This window comes from Ruegeria sp. ABV3_008 (assembly GCF_056161185.1).
The window spans coordinates 90,363-112,069 of record NZ_JBSWYP010000001.1; the positions used below are offsets into that span (position 1 = coordinate 90,363).

Below are 21,707 nucleotides of genomic sequence, written 5' to 3' on the forward strand. Positions count from 1 at the left end.
GATATATAGTGGGCATCGACTCATTCTTGGAAAGGATAATTTCATGCCTCTGTCTGCCGACCAACTGGCCGAGATCGAAGCGCAGCGCGCGCAATCGCATCCAACTCGCCGCGTTGTTGCACCGGGCATGGAAGACCATCTGTACACGGCCCATCAGGTGTTGGACCACGGTTTTGTCCGGGTCATCGACTATATGGGCGACGATGCAGCCATTTGTCAGGCGGCGCGCGTGTCCTACGGCAAGGGCACCAAATCCGTGCAAAATGATGAGGGCCTGATCCGCTATCTGATGCGTCACTGGCATTCGACGCCGTTTGAGATGTGCGAGATCAAGCTGCATGTAAAGCTGCCGGTTTTCGTCGCGCGCCAGTGGATTCGCCACCGGACCGCCAATGTGAACGAATACTCGGCGCGCTATTCGATTCTCGACCGTGAGTTCTATATTCCCACCCCTGACCACGTGGCCGCGCAGTCCGAGGTCAACAACCAGGGTCGAGGGTCCGCCTTGGAAGGGGAAGAGGCCGCGCGCGTGCTGGAAATCCTAAAGGCCGACAGCGCCCGCTGCTATGACAATTATGAGGCGATGATCAATCAGGACGGGCAACAAGGTTTGGCGCGCGAACTGGCGCGGATGAACCTGCCCGCAAACATCTATACGCAGTGGTATTGGAAGGTGGACCTGCACAATCTGTTCCACTTCCTGCGTCTGCGCGCTGACCCGCATGCCCAATACGAGATCCGGGTCTATGCCGATATGATGTGCAAGATCGTCGCCGATTGGGTGCCTTTCGCCTATAGGGCGTTCGAGGATTATCGGCTGGGTGCCGTTAACCTCTCGGCCCAAATGGTCGACAGTCTGCGTCGGATGTTGGCAGGTGAGACTGTGACCCAGGAGAACTCGGGCATGACGGCGCGGGAATGGCGTGAGTTCGAGGGCGTAATCCGCAAGGATTGAGGCTCAGAAGCATATCTTTTGTATATACGTTTTGTCATGAAGCTGTTACATTGGCTTCATGACTTATCTGTTTCGCCTGATCCCATTGTGTCTTGTGCTGGCGTCACCGACGCAGGCCAAATCGCCCATAGCCGAAATCCTGTGTGAAGCGACCCCTCGGCTGCAAGAGAAACTGACCCACCAATTCGGCGCCGAACGCGTCGCGACCGGAATGCGCGGGCCCGAGCAGATCATGGAGGTCTGGAGCAGCGACCGCGGCGACTGGACCATGGTCGTTACTTACGCGACAGGAACGTCCTGCATCGTGGCAATGGGCGAAGACTGGCATGCCCGCACCAAAGAAAAATCGACACGTGGGTAACGCCGATTGCTAGGGAATATTTGGCTGACGGCCTGAAATTGGCCGTCAGCCTTGATTGGAAACACCCCACATCTGGCGGGGTGGAAGTTACAACGGCTTCAAATCAGCTGCCATCTGGCGGCCGTCACGCCCGTCCTGCAACTCGTACGAGACTTTCTGATTGTCTGCGAGTCCGGTGAGGCCGGATCGTTCTACGGCCGAGATATGAACAAACACATCTTTGCCCCCCTCATCAGGGGCAATAAACCCATAGCCTTTTGTAGTGTTAAACCATTTCACGGTGCCGGTTGGCATGTCCCGTGTCTCCTTCTACTTGCGCATTGTCCCACAAATTGGTGGGGGCTGTGTCGACGTCATGGCGTACCGGGCTGATTTCTGGGTCAGATACAGTCCGAAACGCACGTTTCGTCTTTTTCAACATTGCACGGTAAAGTAAAAAATCAAGAATTACCGCTGGAAACCAACCAGTTTGCATAAAAAAGTTACAAATGCAGGAGCAGCTCAAAAATGCGCCTTTATGGTTTGAAAAACTGCGATACGTGCCGTAAGGCGCTGAAATCGCTGCCAGAAGCGAATCTCGTGGATGTAAGAGCAGACGGAGTTCCGGCTGAGACCCTTTCGCAAGCTTTTGCCGCGTTCGGCGAGGCTTTGCTCAATACACGGTCAACAACCTGGCGTGGATTGGACGATACCGAGCGCGCGCGGCCACCGTTGGAGTTGCTGGCCGATCACCCAACGCTGATGAAGCGCCCTCTGATCGAAAAGGACGGAGAGTTGTTTCTGGGTTGGACCGCTGAAACGCGGTCCTCTCTTGGTGTTGCGTAGCCGCGTACCTATCTGCTGATACGAACTGTAAGGGAAGTTACATGCGAAACGCTGCCATGATTTTGGGCGTCATCGCCGGTTTGATCGGTATGATTGTCGGGTTTTTCGGATATGGCTATGTCGAAGCCATCAAGCATTTTGGCGATATCGAAGGGATTGCCGAGCAGGTGGATAACCCCGACCTGATTCAGGCGGCCTCGATCCTTGCGCCTCTGTTGGCGATCGCGGGCGGGGCCATGGCCCATGCGCGGGCGTTGATTGCTGGGATCCTGCTATTGGCCTCGGCTGCTGGGATGTACTACGCGTTCGGTTTCGGCGTTTTCACCATGTTCCCAATCGCTTTTGCCGCAGTGGCCGGGGTGCTCGGGCTCGTCGCGGGAAAACCGGACGAACCCAAGGCTCATTTCTGAGTTATTTCAGGCGCAGGATGCGATCCAGCGACAGCGGGCCTGCGCCATTGATGACCATCACCAAGAACAGGAAAGTCCACATAGTGCGCTGATCCACCAAATCAGGCGCCGCATTGAACAGGCTTCCGAGTTTCACGCCATGGCCGGTCACGTCGACAATGGTCTGCACCCAGACAAACCCGATCATTGCGACCGCGGCCAGACGCGTGAAAAGACCAACCAGCAGCAGTGCGGGCAGGACAAACTCGGCTACGGTGCCAAGGAAGATTACGATCCGCTGGAAGAACGTCATCTGCGTGACGTCCCACAGCACGGCTTCGGCAGCTTTCGGAAAGATCTGCCCAAATGCACCACTGGAGGGCGAGAAGATCGACCCATCAATCTTTAGCATCGCCGAGTTCCAGTAATAGACGAGCAATACAGCGATAAACACGAGCCGGGCGAGGGTTGGCGTCAGCCAACCGGACGTATGGTCCACCTTTCCCAAAACGGAGTTGTGGATTGAGATGAGCGCAGTCATGACTCCAGCCTTTCGATAGTCACAGAGGTTATTGCACCGCCTTGCAAAAGCAGTGCCAGAGTGGTTCCAAGATCAAAGTCGGGCGTGTCAGCAGCGGTTTTTTCGAACGCGCTGCCGATGGTGTCGCCCGCTTGCATATGTGCGATCCAGTCTGCGCCGCCTTTTGGCAATAGATGCGGGGCGGGATCATATTCGGGGCGGGTGACTAGAACGTCCTCAGCCTGAGCCACCGGTTTTGGGGCGTCCGCTTCCGAATTGTAGCGCCAGATCGCGTTGATCGGCCAATCCGACCGGATCACCCGCATCGCCGGGGCAAAACTCAGCCGCGCGCGCATCACGTCTTCGGGGGGAACGTCCAGCGCATCGGCGGGCGCAGGCGTGCTGTCTGCCGCGTGGTAAGAGTGGCGCAAGGCAAGTTCCAGCCGCGCCATATCGGCAAGGTAGCCCAGATGGGACAGCTGAGGCATTCCGGCGACAAAGGTGGGAAACTCCTCACCATAGAACATCATCAACGGGGATGTAGGCGGGTGCTGGCGTAGGAAAATGCCCGAAAGGCCATCCATATTCTGCGGCCCCAGCAGCTTGGTGATCACGGGAAAGGCCTGCTGCATAGCCTCGGTCAGTGAGACAGCAACATTGTTGCGATAGACGCTGAACCGACAGCCAGCGGGTTGGTTTTCGGAATCCAGCAACCCTTCCGGGACTGGGGTAGAGGCGTCCAGAAGCGCGGCGCGGAACTGGGTTTGCGACACGCTCATGCCGGGATCCGCTCCAGTGCCGCCTGGGCGCGCACGGCCTCGTCCCGCAGGACCGGCCAGTCGGGGACATCCGTGTCCCACTCGACCAGAAGCGGCTTTGGCCCCGACCGATCCAGAACATAGTCCAAAAGCGCCCAGACCGGATCAACGACCTCACGTCCGTGGCTGTCGATCAGCAGAGGTTTACCGTGGTCGTCTTCGCCTTCATCGTGACCGCCGAGGTGAATCTCACCAACCTTTTCAAGCGGATAGGCATCGATATAGCCTTGGGGCGAGAAGTCCAGATTGGTGGCGGAGACAAAGACGTTGTTCACGTCCAGCAACAGCCCGCATCCGGTTCGGTTCGAAACTTCGCGCAGGAAATCGGGCTCGGACCAGGTGCTTTCCTCAAACGCCAAATAGCTGGAGGGGTTTTCGAGCAGCATTTGCCGTCCAACCACCTCTTGTACATGGTCGATATGATCGCAGATGCGGGTCAATGTGGCATCGGTATAGGGCAGGGGCAGAAGATCGTTCAGGAAGTGGCTGTCATGGGTCGACCAGGCCAAATGCTCAGAGAAGCTGGCCGGGTTCAACCAGCCGACTAGATGTTTCAATCGCGCCAGATGGTCGGCATCCAGCGGGCCTTCGCCGCCGATGGACAGGCCAACACCGTGGACCGAGATTGGGAATTGTTCTGACAGATGGCGCAGTTGCGCCAGCGGACGACCGCCGTCTCCCATGTAATTCTCGGCATGGATTTCCAGCCATGCGACAGGCTGTGCGTGTTCAAGGATCTGTGCAAAGTGCTGCGGTTTATACCCAACACCCGGCGCTGCGGGCAGTCGGTTCGACCTGAGTGCGTCGTCCAGCATGAGGCAGTTCCTTATGATCACGTGAAAAGGGGCGGGCGAATTGGCCCGCCCCTTGGATCTCGTATGGCAGATATTATGCCGGCAGGTCGCGGTTCAGTTCTTCCAGCGAACCTTTGCGCGGGGTGCCGTCTGCCTGTGCAGGCAGTTCGATATCGGCGCAGGTGCCTGCATCAACCAGAGTCCAGGCGTTGCCCTGATAGTCAACGGTCGAGGTGCCCGCGCATGTGGTGCCGGGGCCTGCGGCGCAATCGTTCTGACCGGCCAGCGAAACGCCATAGCATTTCTCTTTCGCTTGTGCGGAGGCGGTGGTTGCTGCGCCCGAAACGGCGGCTGCGACTGCTGTTGCGATAACCAGGGATTTGGCTGTGTTCGACATCTCGGTAATCCTTTTGATGACTGCGTATGTCTGCTTGTGACAATGACAAAGGTAACGACTAGTGAGCCACAGTTAAATTCACGAGGCCGTGTCTCACAAGCGCGTCAGGCATTGTCATGCCCTCTTGCAGGTTAACAAATTGTTTTTGAATTGAAAAATGGAAAATGTTTCAATCCGGCCCCGTTTTCAGGGCCGGATGAGGGGTCAGAAACTGACTTATGTTACAGCAGGTCTGGCGGGGTGGCTGCCTTGGACAGCTCATTTGTTACAGTCTCAAGAGATTGAACCTGTGTTTGTTTTTGGCCCAGACGGCGGACACTGACGGTGCGCTCATCCACTTCGCGGTGACCCACGGCCAGAATGACCGGAACCTTGCCGACCGAGTGCTCGCGGACCTTGTAGTTGATCTTTTCGTTGCGGATATCTGCCTCAGCCCGGACACCAGCGGCGCGGAGCGTTTCAACAACTTCGGCGACGTAATCATCAGCATCCGACGTGATTGAGGCCACAACGACCTGTCGTGGCGCCAGCCAGAACGGCAACTTACCCGCGTGTTCTTCGATCAGAATGCCGATGAACCGTTCGAACGACCCAAGGCAGGCCCGGTGCAGCATGTAGGGGCGATGCTTGGACCCGTCCGCGCCTATAAAGTTCGCATCCAGTCGCTCGGGCAAGTTGGGGTCGACCTGAAGCGTGCCGCATTGCCAGTTCCGGCCGATGGCATCTGTCAGAGTGAACTCCAGCTTCGGACCGTAGAACGCGCCTTCGCCTTCGAGGACCTCATACTCATACCCAGCGGCCTTGCAGGCATCGCCCAAGGCTTTCTCGACGAAATCCCAGCTTTCATCGCTGCCGATCCGCTTTTCCGGACGGGTGGACAGTTTGATAGTCCAGTCGTGGAAGCCAAGGTCGGCATAGACCTTCGACAGGAAGGCGATGAACTTCGCGGTCTCGGATTCGATCTGATCCTCTGCGCAGAAGATGTGACCATCGTCCTGAGTGAAGCCGCGCACCCGCATGATTCCGTGCAGCGCGCCCGAGGGCTCATAGCGCGCGCAGGAGCCGAACTCGGCCATGCGCAGCGGCAGGTCGCGATAGGATTTCAGGCCCTGATTGAACACCTGCACGTGGCAAGGGCAGTTCATCGGCTTCAAAGCGTTGATCGCCTTTTCGCGGGCATGCTCTTCGTCGACTTCAACGATGAACATGTTTTCCTGGTACTTGTCCCAGTGGCCCGAAGCCTCCCACAGTTTGCGGTCTACGACCTGTGGGGTGTTGACCTCGACATAGCCGTCACGGTCCTGCATCCGGCGCATGTAGTCCTGCAGGGTGGTGTAGATTTTCCAGCCGTTGGGATGCCAGAACACCTGACCCGGAGCCTCTTCCTGCATGTGATACAGGTTCATCTCTCGGCCCAGCTTGCGGTGGTCGCGCTTGGCGGCCTCCTCCAGCATGTTCAGGTGCGCTTTGAGCTTTTCCTTTCCGGTGAAGGCTACGCCATAGATGCGCTGCAACATCGCGCGGTCGCTGTCGCCACGCCAATAGGCGCCCGCAATGCTCATTAGCTTGAAGGCGTCGCCCGGCAGTTGACCGGTGTGCTGCAGGTGCGGGCCGCGGCATAGATCCTGCCAATGGCCGTGCCAATACATGCGCAGAGGCTCATCACCCGGAATGGCTTCGATCAGCTCGACCTTATAGGGCTCGTTGTTGGCCTTGTAGAATTCGATCGCACGGTCACGCTCCCAGACCTCGGTTGTGACGGGGTCTCGCTTGTTGATGATCTCTTTCATCTTTTTCTCGATGAGGCCGAGATCTTCGGGCGTGAATGGCTCTTCGCGGTCAAAGTCATAGTACCAGCCGTTTTCGATAACGGGTCCGATGGTGACTTTGGTCGCGGGCCAGATTTCTTGCACCGCGCGGGCCATGACATGCGCCAGATCGTGGCGGATCAACTCATTGGCCTGCGCTTCATCCTTCATGGTGTGGATGGCGATTTGGGCATCTGCATCTATGGGCCATTGCAGGTCCCAGTGCTGACCATTCACTGTGGCTGAGATGGCCTTTTTCGCCAGCGAAGTTGAGATATCGGAAGCCACCTGCGCAGGCGTTACACCTGCGTCATAGGAACGTGCATTGCCATCGGGAAAGGTGAGAGAGACGGATTTTGAATCCAGGGCCATATCGGCTCTCCTCGTCGGTTTGGCGCCCACTGAACGCCCGGTTGCGGGTATCGCCAATTAAGGTTCTGAAAACAGTAATTTTTCTGGACGTTTCGGCGTCACTCGTCACTGTTTTGTGGCTTTTGGCGACAATAAAGCCACGAGGCGTCTCATATAGCGATTGTCAGGGCGGTGCAATCACTGTCATGCACCGTATGGCCCGCCCTCCTGTAAGTCGCCGAACACTGCCCATGCCTCGTGGCAGGCGTTTGCTAGTAGTTTGTCATCCTCGGGAATGCTGTTCTTGAAATTGGGGTAGGACATGCGGTCGCCCAAGTTCATCAGCACGGTCACAAGGTGGTTACGCGGTATGAATGCCCGGTAGCGATAGTCGCCGTCCGGTGTTTCGATAACGCGGCCATCCATGCCGTATGGGCGCAGAAGTTCGGCGTCCTGAGCGCGGCGGAACCGAAGACAGACGCGAGACCCCATGTTCAGCCCACTAGTTTTGCCGTCCTCATCCTTTGCAACGGCAGAGAAAAAGCCCGATCCCTCGGGCGTCGAGAATGCTACCCACATATGCAGGTCCTCCTAATTTTTTGGAAAAGGGCGCATTTTTTATCAAATACAATTAGGGTCGTCAACTCGAGGGGGCTTACGTGCGCGGGCGCATGGCCTGTAGGCACAAACCCAAACCTCTACACCTGGCAGGAGCTAGGTGATGGTTGGAGACTATTCGTCGTCATCCAGTTTTGCCTCAATCACCTTCTGTTGAGCCAATCTTTCTGGAAGGCGGTCGCTGATGTCTTTGAGCCGCTGTGTTGGATTGACGCTCATACCTACAGTTCCGCTGTGGGTGTGCGTGATGCTAACGCCATCAGCGCGTCCGAATGCTTGGTCCTGAGCTAGGGCCAGCAAGGCAATTTGTTCTTTGCCCGAAAGTTTTCCTGATACAAATTCACCATTCTCATCTCGGCGATTGAAGAGTTCGTCCATCGACAACAGATCGTTCATGCGTTTCACAGCGATCTCGCCGTTCGACTGGATCAACTTTCTTGTCTCGGGGTCCAGCTTGGGTCGCCCACCCGGATTACCGGACTGACCGGGCTTGAAGAGCGGTGTTGGCATAGTGGACTCCTCTGTTCTCAGAAGGTGAAGGCACCAAGAGATAAGTATATCTTTTGTATAGCATAATGGATGCCAAATTGCGATCATTTGCGCACTCTATAGGCGCACCAGATAAGGCCGCATTTATGTCTCTCTCTCAAATTTCCTAGGGATGCTGTACAAATGCATTCAGGATTAGCGTAGCCGTGGCTTTCGTCATCGTGGGCTGAACTGTTGTTCGCCACCTATCTATCCGAGAGGTTGAGGTAAGTGAGGCAGATTAATGTGTAACCTCTATTCGAATACGACCCCGGCAGATGCGATGCGGCAGCTATTCGACGTCGCTTTAGAAAAAGACAGGCTCGGAAACGCGGAACCGCTTCCAGCAATCTACCCAAAGCACATGGCGCCTATCGTCAGGAAAGACGAAGACGGGGCGCGTGAACTCGTGTCTCTGTCCTGGGGGTTTCGAACGACCAAGAAATCAAAAAAGACTGGCGCCATCCTGCAACCTCATGCCTGGAACAATGCGCGGGACGACAAGGTCCTGAAGAGCGGGCTGTGGAAGAACAGCTTCGAAGAGCGCCGTTGTCTCGTACCTGCAAGTTCGTTCTGCGAGGCGCAAGGGCGCGATCCAGCCACATACCACTGGTTCGCGCTCAAGGGCTCCGGGGCTCGCCCACCATTTGCGTTTGCCGGGATGTGGCAAGTATCGCGATACGAAGGCAAAGAAGGGCGAGAAGAGGTTCCAGCGTACACAGTGATAACCACCTCAGCGAATGACATTGTGCGTCCGATACATCCGCAGAGAATGCCAGTCATTCTCCGTTCTAGTGACTATGAGGTCTGGTTGGATGGCAGCGCGGCGCAGGCCTTTGAACTGCTAAAGCCCTATGCCTCAGATGAGATGGATATCGTCAGATCGGGCGTAGGAGAAAAGTCTGACACTAGTCTTTGAACTGGATGGTGTTTGAGAGAGTTCCCGTCAATGAATGTCCGCTTACAATCTCGCCTCAGACATCCGACGATTTTTGTGAGATGACTGCTTCGAGCCCAATGCGGAAGTGACACGGCGCTGACCCTCGCAGCTGCGGCAACGCTACGGTTGAAGCCGATAGCCGCATCGCAGAAGGAAAAGCTGCCGTTCGTCCCAACCGCAGCAGGTTTTTGGCGGCCAATGTCTCACTTGCGGACAAAACGAACCTTCAATCGAAGATTCTGAACGTCCGCTCTCCTATTCCTGAGCGTGTAAGTGTTTCGCCCATTCCTTACTGAAGTTGCCGAGTGGGCAGAGATGATCATAGAGGTGTTGTCCCAGATCAGTCGACGCATATCCTTCGGCAACGCGATGAACAAATCCCGCCGCTTGAAGCTCCTTCAGTCGGGTGTTGAGTGCCGCAGGTGAGATTGTTTCGCATTCTTCTTGCAGCTTTCGGAATGTGCATGGGCCAGCCTCGCTCAACGTCCAAAGGACTCCCATAGCCCAATGCCGTCCAAGCAGGTCGAACAGAGCCATAATGGGCGCGCCGCTTTTTGAGCCACGAACAGGCTGACCTGGTATCGGTATCTTAGTCACTTGCTATACTTTCTGTAGCAACCTATATTGCTATGCAATTTGTAGCAACCCCAGCCGGTATTGCCAATGATCAAGACACACACTTACGAAATCCGTGATGATCGGTTCAAACGCAGCATCAAACTGGATGAGCCGATCGATCAAATCTGGACAGGCGGCAAATGGACAGAAGGACCGGTGTATTCTCCGGCGTTCAGATGCCTGATTTGGAGCGACATTCCTAATGATCGACGGCTCCGGTGGGACGAACTAACCGGAGCAGTCGGAGACATCCGCTCAGGCCTCCGATGCTACACGAATGGCTCAACGCTCGACCGGCAAGGGCGGATCGTGGCTTGCGAGCATGGGACGCGCAGTGTCACCCGGATTGAGCATGATGGGTCGGTTACGACTCTGGCCAGTCATTTCGAGGGAAAGCGGTTCAACAGCCCCAACGATGTTGTGGTGCGATCAGATGACACGATCTGGTTCAGTGACCCGGCCTACGGGATCGAGTCTGACTACGAAGGGTTTCAGGCAGACCCAGAGCTTGACGGTGAACATGTCTATCGTCTCGATCCGGCCACCGGCGATGTCACACAAGTGACTACTGACTTCGCCTGTCCAAATGGACTTGCATTTTCGCTAGACGAGCAAACGCTGTATATTGCTGACAGTGGTGGCACGCGTTACGCAAGCGGAGAGCATCATATCCGCGCGTTCTCCGTGGGTGCAGACGGCAAGCTCTCAGGCGGGGATGTCTTTGCTGAATGCGAAGAAGGCGTCTTTGACGGATTTCGGCTCGATAACCAAGGCCGTATCTGGACGAGCGCAAAGGACGGCGTTCATTGTTACCACCCGGATGGCACACTGCTGGGCAAGATTTTCGTCCCAGAAGAGGTCTCGAATGTTTGCTTTGGCGGGCCGAAACGCAATCGCCTGTTCATTACCGCCTCCACAAGCGTATATGCAGTCCTCCTGCCAACAACTGGCGCTTTTCTGTTCTGATGGCAGAGGCAACTATGCTGAAGACCTTAACGGGCCGCGCGTTTCGTCTTGTCCAAGGCGCACAATTGAGAGTTACCAATACCTTCGGCTCTCAGGTAATCGACGCGCGGGCGTTCATGGCTGATGACATCGACTTAACCGCGTTCTGGGCCAGCAAGGCAATACGGTATCAGTCCCGTGCAAACCTGCGGGCAACCGATGCTCCGGTTCCGTCTCCGACAGCTGTAATCAGACAGACTTTATCGTTCCCGGCAGCTCTCCTTTGGGAAAGCGCAGCTCGTATCAAGCTGCTCTAAATCAAAGATTTCATATCCGCAGCGAATGTCGGAAACGCATAAAGCGAGGACTTGAGATCGCTGGCAGAGATGCTGTGACGCATGGCCATGGCAAAGAGATGGATCAGTTCGTCACCGTGATGGCCCAGAATATGAGCACCCAGAACTTGATCGGTACTCTTGTCGACTAAAACCTTGGACCAGGCTGCCGTTTCCGCATAGGTCTTGGTGGAAAACCAACCGGACATATCAGAATCCGTAACTGAGACATCGAGACCCTTTTCCCGCGCTTCGGCTTCGTTCAGGCCAACGGTGCTGAGCGCTGGAACGGTGTAGACGGCGCTGGGGATCACGCTGTAATCCGGCCTTTTTGTTGGTCCATGCACGATGTTGTGGCCGACAATCTGACCCTCATACGTTGCGATGGGAGAAAGTTGAGCGGAGCTGATGACAGCATCGCCCGCAACCCAGACTGAAGAGTTGGAGGTGGACCGCATCGTATCGTCGATCAGAATGCGCAGTCCGTCATGCTCGACACCGGCGGCATCGAGGTTAAGCCCGTCGATATTGGCGACGCGGCCTGCGCCGTTGACGGCGCGCTCGGCCAAAAGACTTTGATTTCTCCCGTCATGTTCGAATTCAACGCGCAACCCGTCGGCAGTCTTCTCGATTGCCGTCACCGATACTCCGGTTTTGACCGCTACGCCCAGCCGTTCGGTTTCCGCTTGCAGAGCCGAGACGGCGTCGCTGTCCATACGTGGCAGCAACTGTGGCAACGCTTCAAGGATTATCACCCGCACACCGGCTCGTGCGAAGACGTGACCGAACTCCATGGCAATGACGCCGCCGCCAATGAAGACAACTTCTTTCGGTAGTGTCGCATCGGACAGAACCTCGTCGGACGTGATCATGTGCTCGCTGCCGGGAATAGGCAGAGGCCTTGGCTTCGATCCTGTTGCGATAACGATGTCCTTGCCATGTATAATCTGACCGTCGACCTCAACCTCGTTCGGCCCGACAAAACGCGCAGTGCCTCGAAAGACATCCCCGCGTTTTTCGGCCAGCGCCTGCATGGCTTCAGGGATGAAACCAATCAGATTCTTCTCTCGCTCGATCAGTTTCGCCCAATTGAGCTTTGGCTTGCTGACTTCGATCCCGTGGATGGGCGCTTGTTCGATCTCGTGCATTGCATGGGCAGCTGCCACAAGAACTTTTTTTGGCGTGCAGCCGCGATTGGGGCAGGTCCCGCCAAAATCGCGCGCTTCGATAAAGGCAATGGATTTTCCGGCTTCATGTGCCACGGATGAAACACCGAACCCGGCATTGCCCCCACCAATAATGATCACATCATATGACTCGCGCATATTGTTACTCCTCTCGTTCTAATTTCCGATTGCGGATCTTTGTCTATGGAGATCACGTGGCGGAACCGAAACTTTCGGTGTGGCTCTGCTCGGCGGGAACGCCTTGGCTTTCCAGGTCAGCCTGCACGTCGCCCATGAAACTGACTGGTACGCACAAAAAGTAATGCGCGTCAGGTTTTTCGATCAGTCGAGCAAGCAACGCTCCGGTGACGCGTCCCCGGGAATTGTATTCGTGGCCATAGACATCTCCAGTTGCCGGTCTGCTAACGGTTAGGCAAGCTCACGCGCGATATGACGTGCCTGGGCCTGAGCTGAGGCAACCGAAGCTTTGTGACGCTCATCGGCAAATTCCTGATACTCGGCCGCAGCTTCGAACATGCGTTCTGCGCCCAGGTACTTGCGCAATGTGCTGATATGCGCAGAAAGGTGGCCCGAGTCATTGCGAATCCCACCGTTCTCAAAGCCGAATTCGCCAGCCGATGTCAGCAGCACCAGTGTTTTTCCGGACATGATCGGTTCCAGAGGGAAGTCACCGCGCGCCAAGTCAAACGTAAATGTCTTGTTGATCCGGATGATCTGATCAAACCAAGCCTTCAGGGCTGCGGGCATGCCGTAGTTGTACATGGGCGTCGAAATCAAAAGGATGTCGGAGCGGTCGATCTCGTCGATCAGCGTATCAGACAAGCTGATCAAAGCGCTCTGTTCAGGAGTGCGTTCCTCTTCTGCTGTAAAGACGGACGCGATCCAATCGTTGGAAATGAAATCCGGCGGGGTCATTCCGACGTCACGCACAATAATTTCGACGTCCGGATCAACCGTTTTCCATTCTTCCACGAAACTGTCCGCCAAAGCGCGGGAAATGGAGTTATAGGCCGCAACAGGGTTATCGGTGCGGCGCACGCTGGCGTCAATTCTCAGTATTGTGGTCATCTTGTCACCTAGTCAGTTTGCAATGAACCATTCAAAGGTGAAGCCAGAGACGCGTAGGTACAAATGAAGAGAATTCTGAATAGAGTGAACTGACCTCAGCCATCTCTAATCGCTAAAAAAATCTTCTCCAGATAAGACGCCGTCGCTAGTACATCCGCGTCCCTGTTTGCGCCGCCGCTCAAGGATAGGCTAACCCCCGGTCTCCGTTCTCCAAATGGAATGGAAATTGTTGGCGCATTGAGGAAAGCGGCTTTCATCGATACCGACAGGATACGGGCGTTTTCCCGTGCAAAGACCCCTTTATCGCGGGTCACGGCTTGAACAGACGGCGGGTACGACGGCAATGTCGGGTAAAGCAGCATCTTCCCTGCCAGTTCCCTGCCAAAGTCTGAGATGAGTGCCCGCCGGATTTCCAGCAATGCCTGCAGATCTGTGTCAAGGATTGAAGCCGCCTGAGTAAGGCGATCCTGCACATTTGGGTCCAGTCTGGCCTGCTGATCTCCGACCAGATTTGACAGAAGACGAAAGGCTTCGGCACTCACCAGCGTTCCATAGGTTTGGAAGACCTCCGTGACACGAGTAAAACTTCGGATATCAACCCTTTCCAATTCGACGCCATACTCGGACAAATGCTGCTGGGCCTGTTCGTACATAGCCTTAATTTCCGGGGTAAATCCCACCAGGGCGTCTTCCCTCAGGCACAGAATATGACGGCAGGCGTGCCCGGTTTCTTTGCAATCCGACAAAACGCGATCTACAGCGCAAATCTGACTGACGTTAAAAGCGAGTGAGCCTGGCATATCCAGAGAAGGCGCCAGTGGTAAAATCCCGGCGCTTTCATAGCGGCCCATAGTTGGGCGAAACCCCACAAGGCCCTGACAGGCGGCCGGAATGCGCACGGAGCCGGAGGTGTCTGTGCCCAAGGCGATGTCGGCCAAGCCTAAGGCAACGGCTGACGCCGACCCGCTCGAGGATCCTCCGGGTACCATTGTGCTATCCAACGCATTCAGAGGGGTACCGAAATGCGGATTAACTCCGAGCCCGGAGAAGGCGAACTCCGACATGTTCACATGGCCCATAATGATCGCGCCCGCAGAACGGAGCCTGGCCACGATTGGGGCGTCGTTGTCTGCTGGTTGAGGATCGATGGCCAAAGATCCCGCATGGCTTCGGAGCGCTTGCACGTCGATATTGGCCTTCACCGCAAGAAACTGGCCGTCCAACGGGCCAAGCAGACTCCCTGCGGCCTGCCGCGCGGCGGCAGATCGGGCATCCTGCAACAGTCTATCTGGCGCAACGCTAAGGAATACCTCGCGCTGCGTATCGAGCGAAGCCAGGAAGTCGCGCGCCCGTTGAAGGATATTCATGTCGTCAGGACCGGAGCCTTATAATAAGGCAGTTCTTCAACCCGTACGCTTTGCCGGTCTGCCTCATATTGCGCGCGCACGTGCTGCGCGATCTCTCCGAGAGTGGCGAACCAGACGTCACCCCTGTTCAAGATGGTTTCCATCCATTCTTCCACCTGCCGCCACCGCGCCAAACGCCCGGTCAAGAAGGGATGCCAAATACCGATCCAGAAGCCACCTTCTTCGTACTGGGCTTCGAATTCCTCCCAAAATGGGGTCAGCCCGGCGCGTGGCCCGGCGACGGGCATCATGTAGCCAATCTCCTCAAAATGGGCGAATTGCGGCCAGTCGTCGGTCCCCCAATGCGGTGGAAGTTCGACCAAAGTCCGCCCGCCGGATCGCATGAGATATGGCACATCATCCGCCATCAGCGAACTGTCATAGTCGAATTCATGCTTGTTCAGCAGGTCGATGACGGCTTGCGTCACATTGTAAACCGGTGCGCGATAACCTTTTGGCACATTGCCCAAAACCCGCTTATGCGACTCCAGCGCGCGTTCAAACCAATAGGCTTGTTCGGACGGGCTGTGGTTTGTCGGGTCTTCGTGCAAATAGCCATGATGACCGATTTCATGACCATCTTTCAGGATGGCTTGCATAGCATCTGGATATTGCTCCACGACCCATCCTGGGGCGAAGAAGGACTGTTTCAGCCCGAGACGTTTGTAAGTTTCTAGAATCCGAGGGATGGCAACCGTCGGCCCGTAGCGCCCCATGGAGATCGGATAGAGGCGATCATGCCCGTCGACCGGCTTTGCGATATGGATCAGGCTGTCCGCATCGATATCAAAGGTGATCGCACAGGCGCATCGCGCGCCGTTTGGCCAGATTATTTTCTTCTGCATGGTTTTGCTCCTCTGTCACAATTGCGGGGCGTTGTTCGTCAGCCAATCGTCATACCAGCGCTGCAATGCGGATTTGACGGCGGCATATTCACTGTCGCTCAGCCTTTGATCAGCGGCGCGCTGCATGCAGTCGGCGATGTTTTGAAGAATTGTCTTTTCGTCGCACTTTTTGGCTTCGCCGTGCGAAACGGCCAGTTGTCCGCCGGTGAAGACGCTATGGATATCCGTGGATTTTGCCGAGCTGACCAACAGCTCAACCGGATCAATGCCAGGGTTTAACCAGGGACCTTCAAGACGGTCCAGGCGCAGGATCACAAAGTCGGCGCGTTTGCCGACGGACAGGCTTCCGATGCTGTGATCCATACCCATCAAACGCGCGCCACCTAAAGTGGCCATGTCGAAAACATCCTTCGCGGTCAGGCTAGGGTTCGCCCGATCACTTGACCAATAAAGGCTTTGCGCTAGACGCATTTCGGCGAACATATCGTCATCGCCTGCCAGGCTGGTCCCATCCATCCCCAGTGCGAGGTTAATGCCCATCCGGTTCATCAATGCCGCGGGTGCAATGCCGGACCGCAGCCGCAAATTGGAGCTGGGATTGCAGACAATATGCGCGTGTACCTCGGCCACTCGCGCCAGATCTTTTTCGTCCGCCCAGACCATATGCGCCAAGGACAAGCCGTCAGTGAGCAGGCCAGCTTCGCCCAATTCTGCGATGGCACCCTGAAAACTCCAGGCTGTAGCCGACAGGTGTTGCAGCCGAGACTCCTCGGCATGGGTGTGTATGCGCTGGCCGCTTTCGCGAACTTCCCTGGCGATGTCGCGCAGGGTCTCTTGGCCCGTCCAATGCGGTGCCGTGGGGCCAAACCATACATCAGCGCATTCAGAAGCCGCGTATTCGCCATGCATCCGGGACAGAAGTCGTACAAAGTTTTGCGGTTCAATACGTGCGCGCGCAACGTGCTGGCGTTGCAGTTTGCATCGCAGAACTTCGGGCAAGGTGGTCAGAAACGACTGGCTTTGCCCATATGGATGCACAAGCTGGTTGTGCCATCTCTCGCCCGGCGCGATGGCACAGGACAGGCCAAGCCCATTATATACGGCGATTTTGCCCCTTATCTTCGCTTCGGCAATGGCCGCTGTCTGACCCGCGGTGCAGGCATCCACAACAGCCGTTACCCCATTCTTCAGCAAGCGCATTGCCGCGTATTCGGTGGCGAGGCGCGGCGCAACGTCAGCTGCGCCAGCGGAGGCGAAAATCCAAGGCTCTAAGAGGTCATCCCGTATCCCTTGGTTGATCAGGTTCACCCCATAGCAATGGTGATGCGCATTCACAAACCCGGGCAGGATCGCCGTGTTTGTGTCTGAGTGCACCCTTGCACTGGGATAACGTGACTTTAATACTGCCTGAGGCGCCAAGCCACCTATTCTGCCGTCTAGAACATAAAGAGCGAAGTCGTTGTGACTGTGGAAGGCATCTTCGATGATCCAACGGGCAGAAAATATGTCGCCGCCATCATCCGTCATGAACAACAAATTCCAGCGCGCTGGGTTTGCCTTCGTCTCCGTTGACTGGAGTGATATCTTGCGGGCAGGCCGACATCACGGCGTAGACTGGCATCTCAGCTTTGAATGTCATGTTATCCCCCGCCTTTGACACTGGCGCAGCCCAGGCAAGGCTGCCATCAGGATGAACTGGGACGTTCATCCACAGATTGAAGGGAGCTGGCACATGCGGTGCTTTTTTCCCGATAGCAAGCAAGGCCTGCCTCAAGTTGTCGGCGCAATTGTCGTGGTAATCAGTGACGCCTAATTGCTTGTACCGGTTGGGATCGCAAGCGGCGACCGTTGTGTCATGAACACCCGGTGATGTGTCTTGGGTCAGCGTCAGAAGAGGATTGCGCAGATTGCTGACCAACGTGTCACCGACCTTTGGGAAAACAGACAGAAGATCCGTATGCACATGCGGCATAGACAAATATTCTTGCAGCTCTGCCGCATTGAACGCCCAGAAATCGCAGACTTGCCAGCCGGTCGGATTGGTGATGGTCAATGTCTGCCCGGCTGTCAAATGCACCGCGACACCGCAACGTGCTGGCACTGTATACCGTTTTGCAATGACCGGGACGCCGTCGGCAGAGACCGTGCTGTCCAGAGTTTGATTGAAACCATCGGGTTGGGAAGGGTCAAAACTTTGCATGCGCAAAAACTCCTGATTAGGGGTTTAGAAACGCATGCTTCTCGGCAATTTAGAAATGACAAAAATTCAAGCGACGGATTAGATCGTTGCGGACGCGCTAATCTTCAAAAAATCTTTGACCGACAGCGCTGTCGCGAAACTCATCTGCTTGGTCCAATAGCCATTCCCGGAACACACGAACGCGTGCACGATTGGCGTAAGTTTCCGGGCAGACGAGAAAATAGCTCTTGTTCTTCAATGCAGTGTCAAAGGGGGCGACCAGCATATTGCGTTCCAGAAAACGCGCGGCGGCCAAAAGGCTGACCAGGGCCACACCATGACCATCGCTTGCCGTTAGCAAGCAGATGTGTTCCTCGGAATAGGTAACATAGGGCTCGACATCACCAGTCTGCAAGCCAGCCGCGTCCATCCAGCGCTCCCAACTCGGATCCGCATCGGAAAACCCGCTCCATTGGTATTCGATCAGACGAGACTTCAGAACATCTTCGGGAGAGCTCAGTGACTTCGCCTTTTCAACGCTGCAGACAGGGGCTACCCAGTCATTCAAGACCCAAGCCACATTGCTGTCAGGATAATCGCCAAAGCCATACCGAATGGCCACATCCACATCGCTGGACTTGAAATCCACCAGCTGATCGCTTGACAGAACCCTTACCGAAATCTCCGGGTATTTCTCGTAAAAGCCTCGCAGCCGTGGGCTAAGCCAGTTGGCGGCAAAAGACCCGGTGGTTGAGATTGTCAATGTGCCCGCAAGGTCGTCTTCCTCCAGCGCGAGAGAGGCGGCTTCGATGTTCTTGAAGGCCTCAATGATGTGGGGCGCGTAGTTGGCCCCATCCTCCGTCAGTTTCAAGGCGCGGGTCAGCCGGTGAAACAGGAGCACCCCAAGTTGATCCTCCAGCGATTTGATCTGATGGGAAATTGCAGTCGGAGTGACGCACAATTCATCTGCGGCATCCTTGAAACTCAGATGCCGGCAGGCCGCTTCGAAGGCCTGAATGCTTTTCAACGACGGTATCTTCGCCATGACGCGCGGCTTTGCCCTCCTGATGCGATGCTATTTCGTCGCTCTACTCTAACCCGATTGCCAGTTCACATGTGGGCGAAATTCTCAGCCGTGAGGTGAAAACATCTAATTTGAGAAGATAGGACATTCTCTCTTGAATTTGCGTGAAAGTTGGGAGGTTGTCTTGGATCCATTTTTGAAAGTCACCGGCATCGACAAGTCGTTTGGCGCCGTTCGCGCATTGCACAACGTCAATCTACTGGCCTCGAAGGGCGAGTGCATCGCGATTTTGGGCGAGAACGGAGCGGGGAAAACCACGTTCGCAAGCGTTTTGATCGGTCTGTATCAGCCCGATAGCGGTGAAATCAAATTGGGCGGAACACCTATTTCGGTGACCAGCCCAGCAAAAGCTATTGAGCATGGGATCGGCATGATCCACCAGCATTTCAGCCTGGTCGGCGCAATGACTGCCGAAGAGAACATTCTGATCGGCTTGCCCCGCACAAAGAGGGGGGCCCAAGCGCGGGCGCGCATCCGGCAGCTTTGCAGCGACTTTGACTTTAACGTCGATTTCGACATCCGCGTCACGGAAATGCCTGTGGGCATGAAGCAAAGGGTGGAAATCCTTAAGGCGCTGTTTCGCGATGTATCGATCCTGATCCTGGATGAACCCACCAGCGTTCTTGCCCCGACCGAAGTCGCGCCGTTTCTCAAAGGGGTGCGCAAGCTGGTCGCCAACGGCTGCCTCGTCTTTTTCATCAGCCACAAGCTCGATGAAATCCGCGAAATTGCCGATCGCGTCATGGTAATGCGCCATGGGCGTGTCGAGGGTGTTCTTCCGGTTGCGACCACGCCCATGGCCCAGATGTCAGCGCTTATGATGGGAGAAACGTCGACCAGCGAAACGGTCGGGATGCCCAAGGCCAAAAAGGCGCGCAACGACACCAGCTCAGCACCGGACGCTCTGGTTGTCTCTGATGTCTGCCTGACCGATCCAGGCGGCGCGGAAATCCTGCAGAATGTGACGCTCTCCGTAAAGGCTGGCGAAATCCTTGGAATCGCCGGGATCGACGGCAATGGCCAGACGGAGTTGAGCGAGGTGATCACCGGCCTCAAAAGGCAAACCAGCGGCGCCATCCATCTTAGTGGCACGGAGATATCAAGCGCCTCCATCGCTTCGCGCATTGCAGATGGCATAGGCTTCGTGCCCGAGGACCGCCATGCCGAAGGCTTGGTCCTGTCGCTCAGTGTCGAAGAAAATATGGCCTTTCGATCCATTGGCGAAGACAGCTTCATGTCTGGCGGTCTGATTTCCCGGCGCGCGATGCACGAGATCGCAAGCGACGTGGTTGCGGCCTTTGACATTAGGCCCCCTGACCCAAAATTGAACGCCTCGGCTTTATCCGGTGGCAATCAACAAAAAATTGTTCTGGCCCGTGAAGTGGCCCGGGCGCGCAATCTCTTGGTCGTCGTACAACCAACGAAAGGGCTCGATGTCGGCGCAACGGACTTTGTTCAGAACCAGATCCGTGCCGTAGCCCAAAGCGGCGTGGGGGTTCTCTATATCTCCACTGAACTTGAACATGTGCTCGACATCTCTGACCGCGTCGCCGTGATGGCCTTTGGCCGGATCACGGGTGTTGTCGATCCAGAAAACACAAGTCTTCAAGACATCGGGCTCTTGATGACCGCAGCGCCGGAGGAGGTCCAATGAACAGATTTACCATGCAACGCCGGATTGCGATTGCTTTACTTTTAGCGCTGAGCGTTGGCGGGGTGCTGATCCTGCTGGACGGGCACAACCCGTTTGAGGCCTATAAGGTTCTGTTTCTGGAATCCTTCCTGAATTACTGGGGTTTCTCCAATACTTTGGTCAAAGCCTCGCCGATGCTTCTGGCCGGACTAGCCGTGATCATTCCAATGCGCGCCGGTGTATTCAATATCGGTGGCGAGGGGCAGATCTATATTGGTGGGTTGTTCGGCGCCGTCTTTGCTTTGGCGATCCCCGATCTGCCCAGTCTATTAGGCGTGCCGCTGATATTTATCGCCGCCGCCGCCGGCGGGGCGTTCTGGGCGGCAATTCCCGCGTATCTCAAAGCCTATCGGGGCACGAATGAGGTCATTGTCACGCTGCTGATGAACTTCATTGCAATCCACATCGTCAGCTACGCCGTGGCGGGGCCGCTATTGGCTGAAGGCGCGCCATATCCTTATTCTGAAGAAGTGTCAGAAGACTATCGCCTGCCTATTCTGATGCCGCAATCTGATACCCATGCGGGCTTTGTATTCGGGCTGGGCATGACGATCATCTTGTATTTCTGGCTACGCTTCACGCCATCGGGTTTCCAACTGGACCTTGTGGGGCGCAATGCGCGCGCTGCGGCCTATGCCGGTGTGAACCAGAAAAAGACCATCATTCGCGCCATGTTGATCGGCGGCAGCCTTGCCGGTATCGCCGGCGCAATCGAGGTGATCGGGTTGAAGTACCGCCTGTTTCACCTGTTTAGCGATGGCTACGGCTATGACGGAATTGTCGTCGCCTTCCTTGCGGCTCTTAATCCAATTGTCGCGCCTTTGACCGCGCTGTTCCTTGCCGGGCTCTCTGCCGGGGCGGGAACGATGCAACGTGCCGTCGGGGTCGACAGTTCCGTCATCGAAGTGGTCGAGGGGCTCGTCGTGGTTTTTGTCGCTGCCGCCCTCGTGACACCGCGAACTAGGTCAAAATCCATTCTGAAACTCCTGGCAAAAAACCTGCGGCTGCGCCGCCAAACACAACGCCAAAAGAAAGAGGCATAG

The 21,707-nt window shown here is 55.9% G+C and carries 25 protein-coding genes; 9 read left to right on the forward strand and 16 right to left on the reverse strand.

The features are described from left to right. The first annotated feature begins 43 nt into the window (after nucleotides 1-43). Together thyX and ACXAH8_RS00470 are read left to right on the forward strand one after the other, a co-directional pair. Nucleotides 44-955, forward strand: a complete 912-nt coding sequence (gene thyX, locus ACXAH8_RS00465) for an FAD-dependent thymidylate synthase (protein ID WP_475215211.1) — start codon at nucleotides 44-46, stop codon at nucleotides 953-955. 58 nt (nucleotides 956-1,013) lie between these two features. Then, nucleotides 1,014-1,316 carry a hypothetical protein gene (locus ACXAH8_RS00470; RefSeq protein ID WP_475215213.1) on the forward strand — a complete coding sequence of 101 codons (303 nt, stop codon included), beginning with the start codon at nucleotides 1,014-1,016 and terminating at the stop codon, nucleotides 1,314-1,316. A gap of 87 nt (nucleotides 1,317-1,403) precedes the next feature. Here ACXAH8_RS00470 and ACXAH8_RS00475 read toward each other — a convergent pair whose 3' ends face one another. Further along, a complete protein-coding gene (locus ACXAH8_RS00475; protein WP_008758035.1) occupies nucleotides 1,404-1,610 on the reverse strand; it encodes a cold-shock protein in 207 nt (68 codons plus the stop codon). 213 nt (nucleotides 1,611-1,823) lie between these two features. Between ACXAH8_RS00475 and ACXAH8_RS00480 the strand changes: the two genes are divergently transcribed. Then, complete coding sequence (locus ACXAH8_RS00480) at nucleotides 1,824-2,141, forward strand: ArsC/Spx/MgsR family protein (protein WP_475215214.1); 318 nt, start codon at nucleotides 1,824-1,826, stop codon at nucleotides 2,139-2,141. 41 nt (nucleotides 2,142-2,182) lie between these two features. Further along, on the forward strand, nucleotides 2,183-2,551 hold the full coding sequence (locus tag ACXAH8_RS00485; RefSeq protein WP_475215215.1) for a hypothetical protein: 369 nt from the start codon (nucleotides 2,183-2,185) through the stop codon (nucleotides 2,549-2,551). 1 nt (nucleotide 2,552) lies between these two features. Here the strand turns inward: ACXAH8_RS00485 and ACXAH8_RS00490 are convergent, their stop codons facing one another. The 7 genes from ACXAH8_RS00490 to ACXAH8_RS00520 form a co-directional block, all read right to left on the reverse strand. Then, nucleotides 2,553-3,071, reverse strand: a complete 519-nt coding sequence (locus ACXAH8_RS00490) for a DoxX family protein (RefSeq protein WP_475215217.1) — start codon at nucleotides 3,069-3,071, stop codon at nucleotides 2,553-2,555. Beyond that, a complete protein-coding gene (locus tag ACXAH8_RS00495; RefSeq protein WP_475215218.1) occupies nucleotides 3,068-3,829 on the reverse strand; it encodes an HvfC/BufC family peptide modification chaperone in 762 nt (253 codons plus the stop codon). Before ACXAH8_RS00495 ends, ACXAH8_RS00490 begins: the two co-directional genes overlap by 4 nt. Beyond that, nucleotides 3,826-4,683, reverse strand: a complete 858-nt coding sequence (gene bufB, locus ACXAH8_RS00500; RefSeq protein ID WP_475215220.1) for an MNIO family bufferin maturase — start codon at nucleotides 4,681-4,683, stop codon at nucleotides 3,826-3,828. The genes ACXAH8_RS00495 and bufB overlap by 4 nt, the downstream gene beginning before the upstream one ends. Nucleotides 4,684-4,756: 73 nt before the next feature. Beyond that, nucleotides 4,757-5,059 carry a BufA1 family periplasmic bufferin-type metallophore gene (locus ACXAH8_RS00505; RefSeq protein WP_170374122.1) on the reverse strand — a complete coding sequence of 101 codons (303 nt, stop codon included), beginning with the start codon at nucleotides 5,057-5,059 and terminating at the stop codon, nucleotides 4,757-4,759. 221 nt (nucleotides 5,060-5,280) lie between these two features. Further along, a complete protein-coding gene (gene thrS / locus ACXAH8_RS00510) occupies nucleotides 5,281-7,239 on the reverse strand; it encodes a threonine--tRNA ligase (protein WP_475215222.1) in 1,959 nt (652 codons plus the stop codon). A gap of 183 nt (nucleotides 7,240-7,422) precedes the next feature. Beyond that, nucleotides 7,423-7,797: a hypothetical protein gene (locus ACXAH8_RS00515; RefSeq protein ID WP_475215223.1), complete on the reverse strand. Its 375-nt coding sequence runs from the start codon at nucleotides 7,795-7,797 to the stop codon at nucleotides 7,423-7,425. 153 nt (nucleotides 7,798-7,950) lie between these two features. Then, entirely contained in the window at nucleotides 7,951-8,346 is a 396-nt protein-coding gene (locus tag ACXAH8_RS00520) for a hypothetical protein (protein ID WP_475215225.1), read from the reverse strand. A gap of 262 nt (nucleotides 8,347-8,608) precedes the next feature. On the opposite strand from ACXAH8_RS00520, the gene ACXAH8_RS00525 reads away from it, so the two are divergent. Continuing rightward, on the forward strand, nucleotides 8,609-9,283 hold the full coding sequence (locus ACXAH8_RS00525) for an SOS response-associated peptidase (RefSeq protein ID WP_475215227.1): 675 nt from the start codon (nucleotides 8,609-8,611) through the stop codon (nucleotides 9,281-9,283). Between the two features lie 276 nt (nucleotides 9,284-9,559). On the opposite strand, the gene ACXAH8_RS00530 is transcribed toward ACXAH8_RS00525, so the two are convergent. Continuing rightward, a complete protein-coding gene (locus ACXAH8_RS00530; RefSeq protein WP_353392144.1) occupies nucleotides 9,560-9,841 on the reverse strand; it encodes a winged helix-turn-helix transcriptional regulator in 282 nt (93 codons plus the stop codon). Nucleotides 9,842-9,967: 126 nt separating this feature from the next. Between ACXAH8_RS00530 and ACXAH8_RS00535 the strand changes: the two genes are divergently transcribed. Together ACXAH8_RS00535 and ACXAH8_RS00540 are read left to right on the forward strand one after the other, a co-directional pair. Continuing rightward, nucleotides 9,968-10,888, forward strand: a complete 921-nt coding sequence (locus tag ACXAH8_RS00535) for an SMP-30/gluconolactonase/LRE family protein (protein WP_475215228.1) — start codon at nucleotides 9,968-9,970, stop codon at nucleotides 10,886-10,888. Further along, the gene (locus tag ACXAH8_RS00540) at nucleotides 10,888-11,184 is read left to right on the forward strand and encodes a DUF1989 domain-containing protein (RefSeq protein WP_475215230.1); all 297 of its coding nucleotides are present in this window, start codon (nucleotides 10,888-10,890) and stop codon (nucleotides 11,182-11,184) included. The genes ACXAH8_RS00535 and ACXAH8_RS00540 overlap by 1 nt, the downstream gene beginning before the upstream one ends. On the opposite strand, the gene ACXAH8_RS00545 is transcribed toward ACXAH8_RS00540, so the two are convergent. The 7 genes from ACXAH8_RS00545 to gcvA form a co-directional block, all read right to left on the reverse strand. Beyond that, entirely contained in the window at nucleotides 11,181-12,527 is a 1,347-nt protein-coding gene (locus ACXAH8_RS00545) for a dihydrolipoyl dehydrogenase family protein (RefSeq protein ID WP_475215231.1), read from the reverse strand. The genes ACXAH8_RS00540 and ACXAH8_RS00545 overlap by 4 nt on opposite strands. A gap of 270 nt (nucleotides 12,528-12,797) precedes the next feature. Next, complete coding sequence (locus tag ACXAH8_RS00550; RefSeq protein WP_353392153.1) at nucleotides 12,798-13,457, reverse strand: FMN-dependent NADH-azoreductase; 660 nt, start codon at nucleotides 13,455-13,457, stop codon at nucleotides 12,798-12,800. 95 nt (nucleotides 13,458-13,552) lie between these two features. Next, complete coding sequence (locus tag ACXAH8_RS00555; RefSeq protein WP_475215233.1) at nucleotides 13,553-14,824, reverse strand: amidase family protein; 1,272 nt, start codon at nucleotides 14,822-14,824, stop codon at nucleotides 13,553-13,555. After that, nucleotides 14,821-15,708 carry a polysaccharide deacetylase family protein gene (locus tag ACXAH8_RS00560; RefSeq protein WP_353392157.1) on the reverse strand — a complete coding sequence of 296 codons (888 nt, stop codon included), beginning with the start codon at nucleotides 15,706-15,708 and terminating at the stop codon, nucleotides 14,821-14,823. Before ACXAH8_RS00560 ends, ACXAH8_RS00555 begins: the two co-directional genes overlap by 4 nt. Nucleotides 15,709-15,723: 15 nt before the next feature. Then, a complete protein-coding gene (locus tag ACXAH8_RS00565) occupies nucleotides 15,724-17,082 on the reverse strand; it encodes an amidohydrolase family protein (RefSeq protein ID WP_475215237.1) in 1,359 nt (452 codons plus the stop codon). 142 nt (nucleotides 17,083-17,224) lie between these two features. Further along, nucleotides 17,225-17,908 carry a DUF1989 domain-containing protein gene (locus ACXAH8_RS00570; RefSeq protein WP_475215239.1) on the reverse strand — a complete coding sequence of 228 codons (684 nt, stop codon included), beginning with the start codon at nucleotides 17,906-17,908 and terminating at the stop codon, nucleotides 17,225-17,227. Nucleotides 17,909-18,005: 97 nt separating this feature from the next. Next, a complete protein-coding gene (gene gcvA, locus ACXAH8_RS00575; RefSeq protein WP_475215241.1) occupies nucleotides 18,006-18,932 on the reverse strand; it encodes a transcriptional regulator GcvA in 927 nt (308 codons plus the stop codon). A 163-nt stretch (nucleotides 18,933-19,095) separates the two neighbouring features. Here gcvA and ACXAH8_RS00580 point away from each other — a divergent pair, with 163 nt between their 5' ends. Beyond that, the gene (locus tag ACXAH8_RS00580; RefSeq protein ID WP_475215242.1) at nucleotides 19,096-20,625 is read left to right on the forward strand and encodes an ABC transporter ATP-binding protein; all 1,530 of its coding nucleotides are present in this window, start codon (nucleotides 19,096-19,098) and stop codon (nucleotides 20,623-20,625) included. Continuing rightward, nucleotides 20,622-21,707 (forward strand): ABC transporter permease, encoded by a 1,086-nt coding sequence (locus ACXAH8_RS00585; RefSeq protein ID WP_475215244.1) that lies wholly within the window; start codon nucleotides 20,622-20,624, stop codon nucleotides 21,705-21,707. Before ACXAH8_RS00580 ends, ACXAH8_RS00585 begins: the two co-directional genes overlap by 4 nt.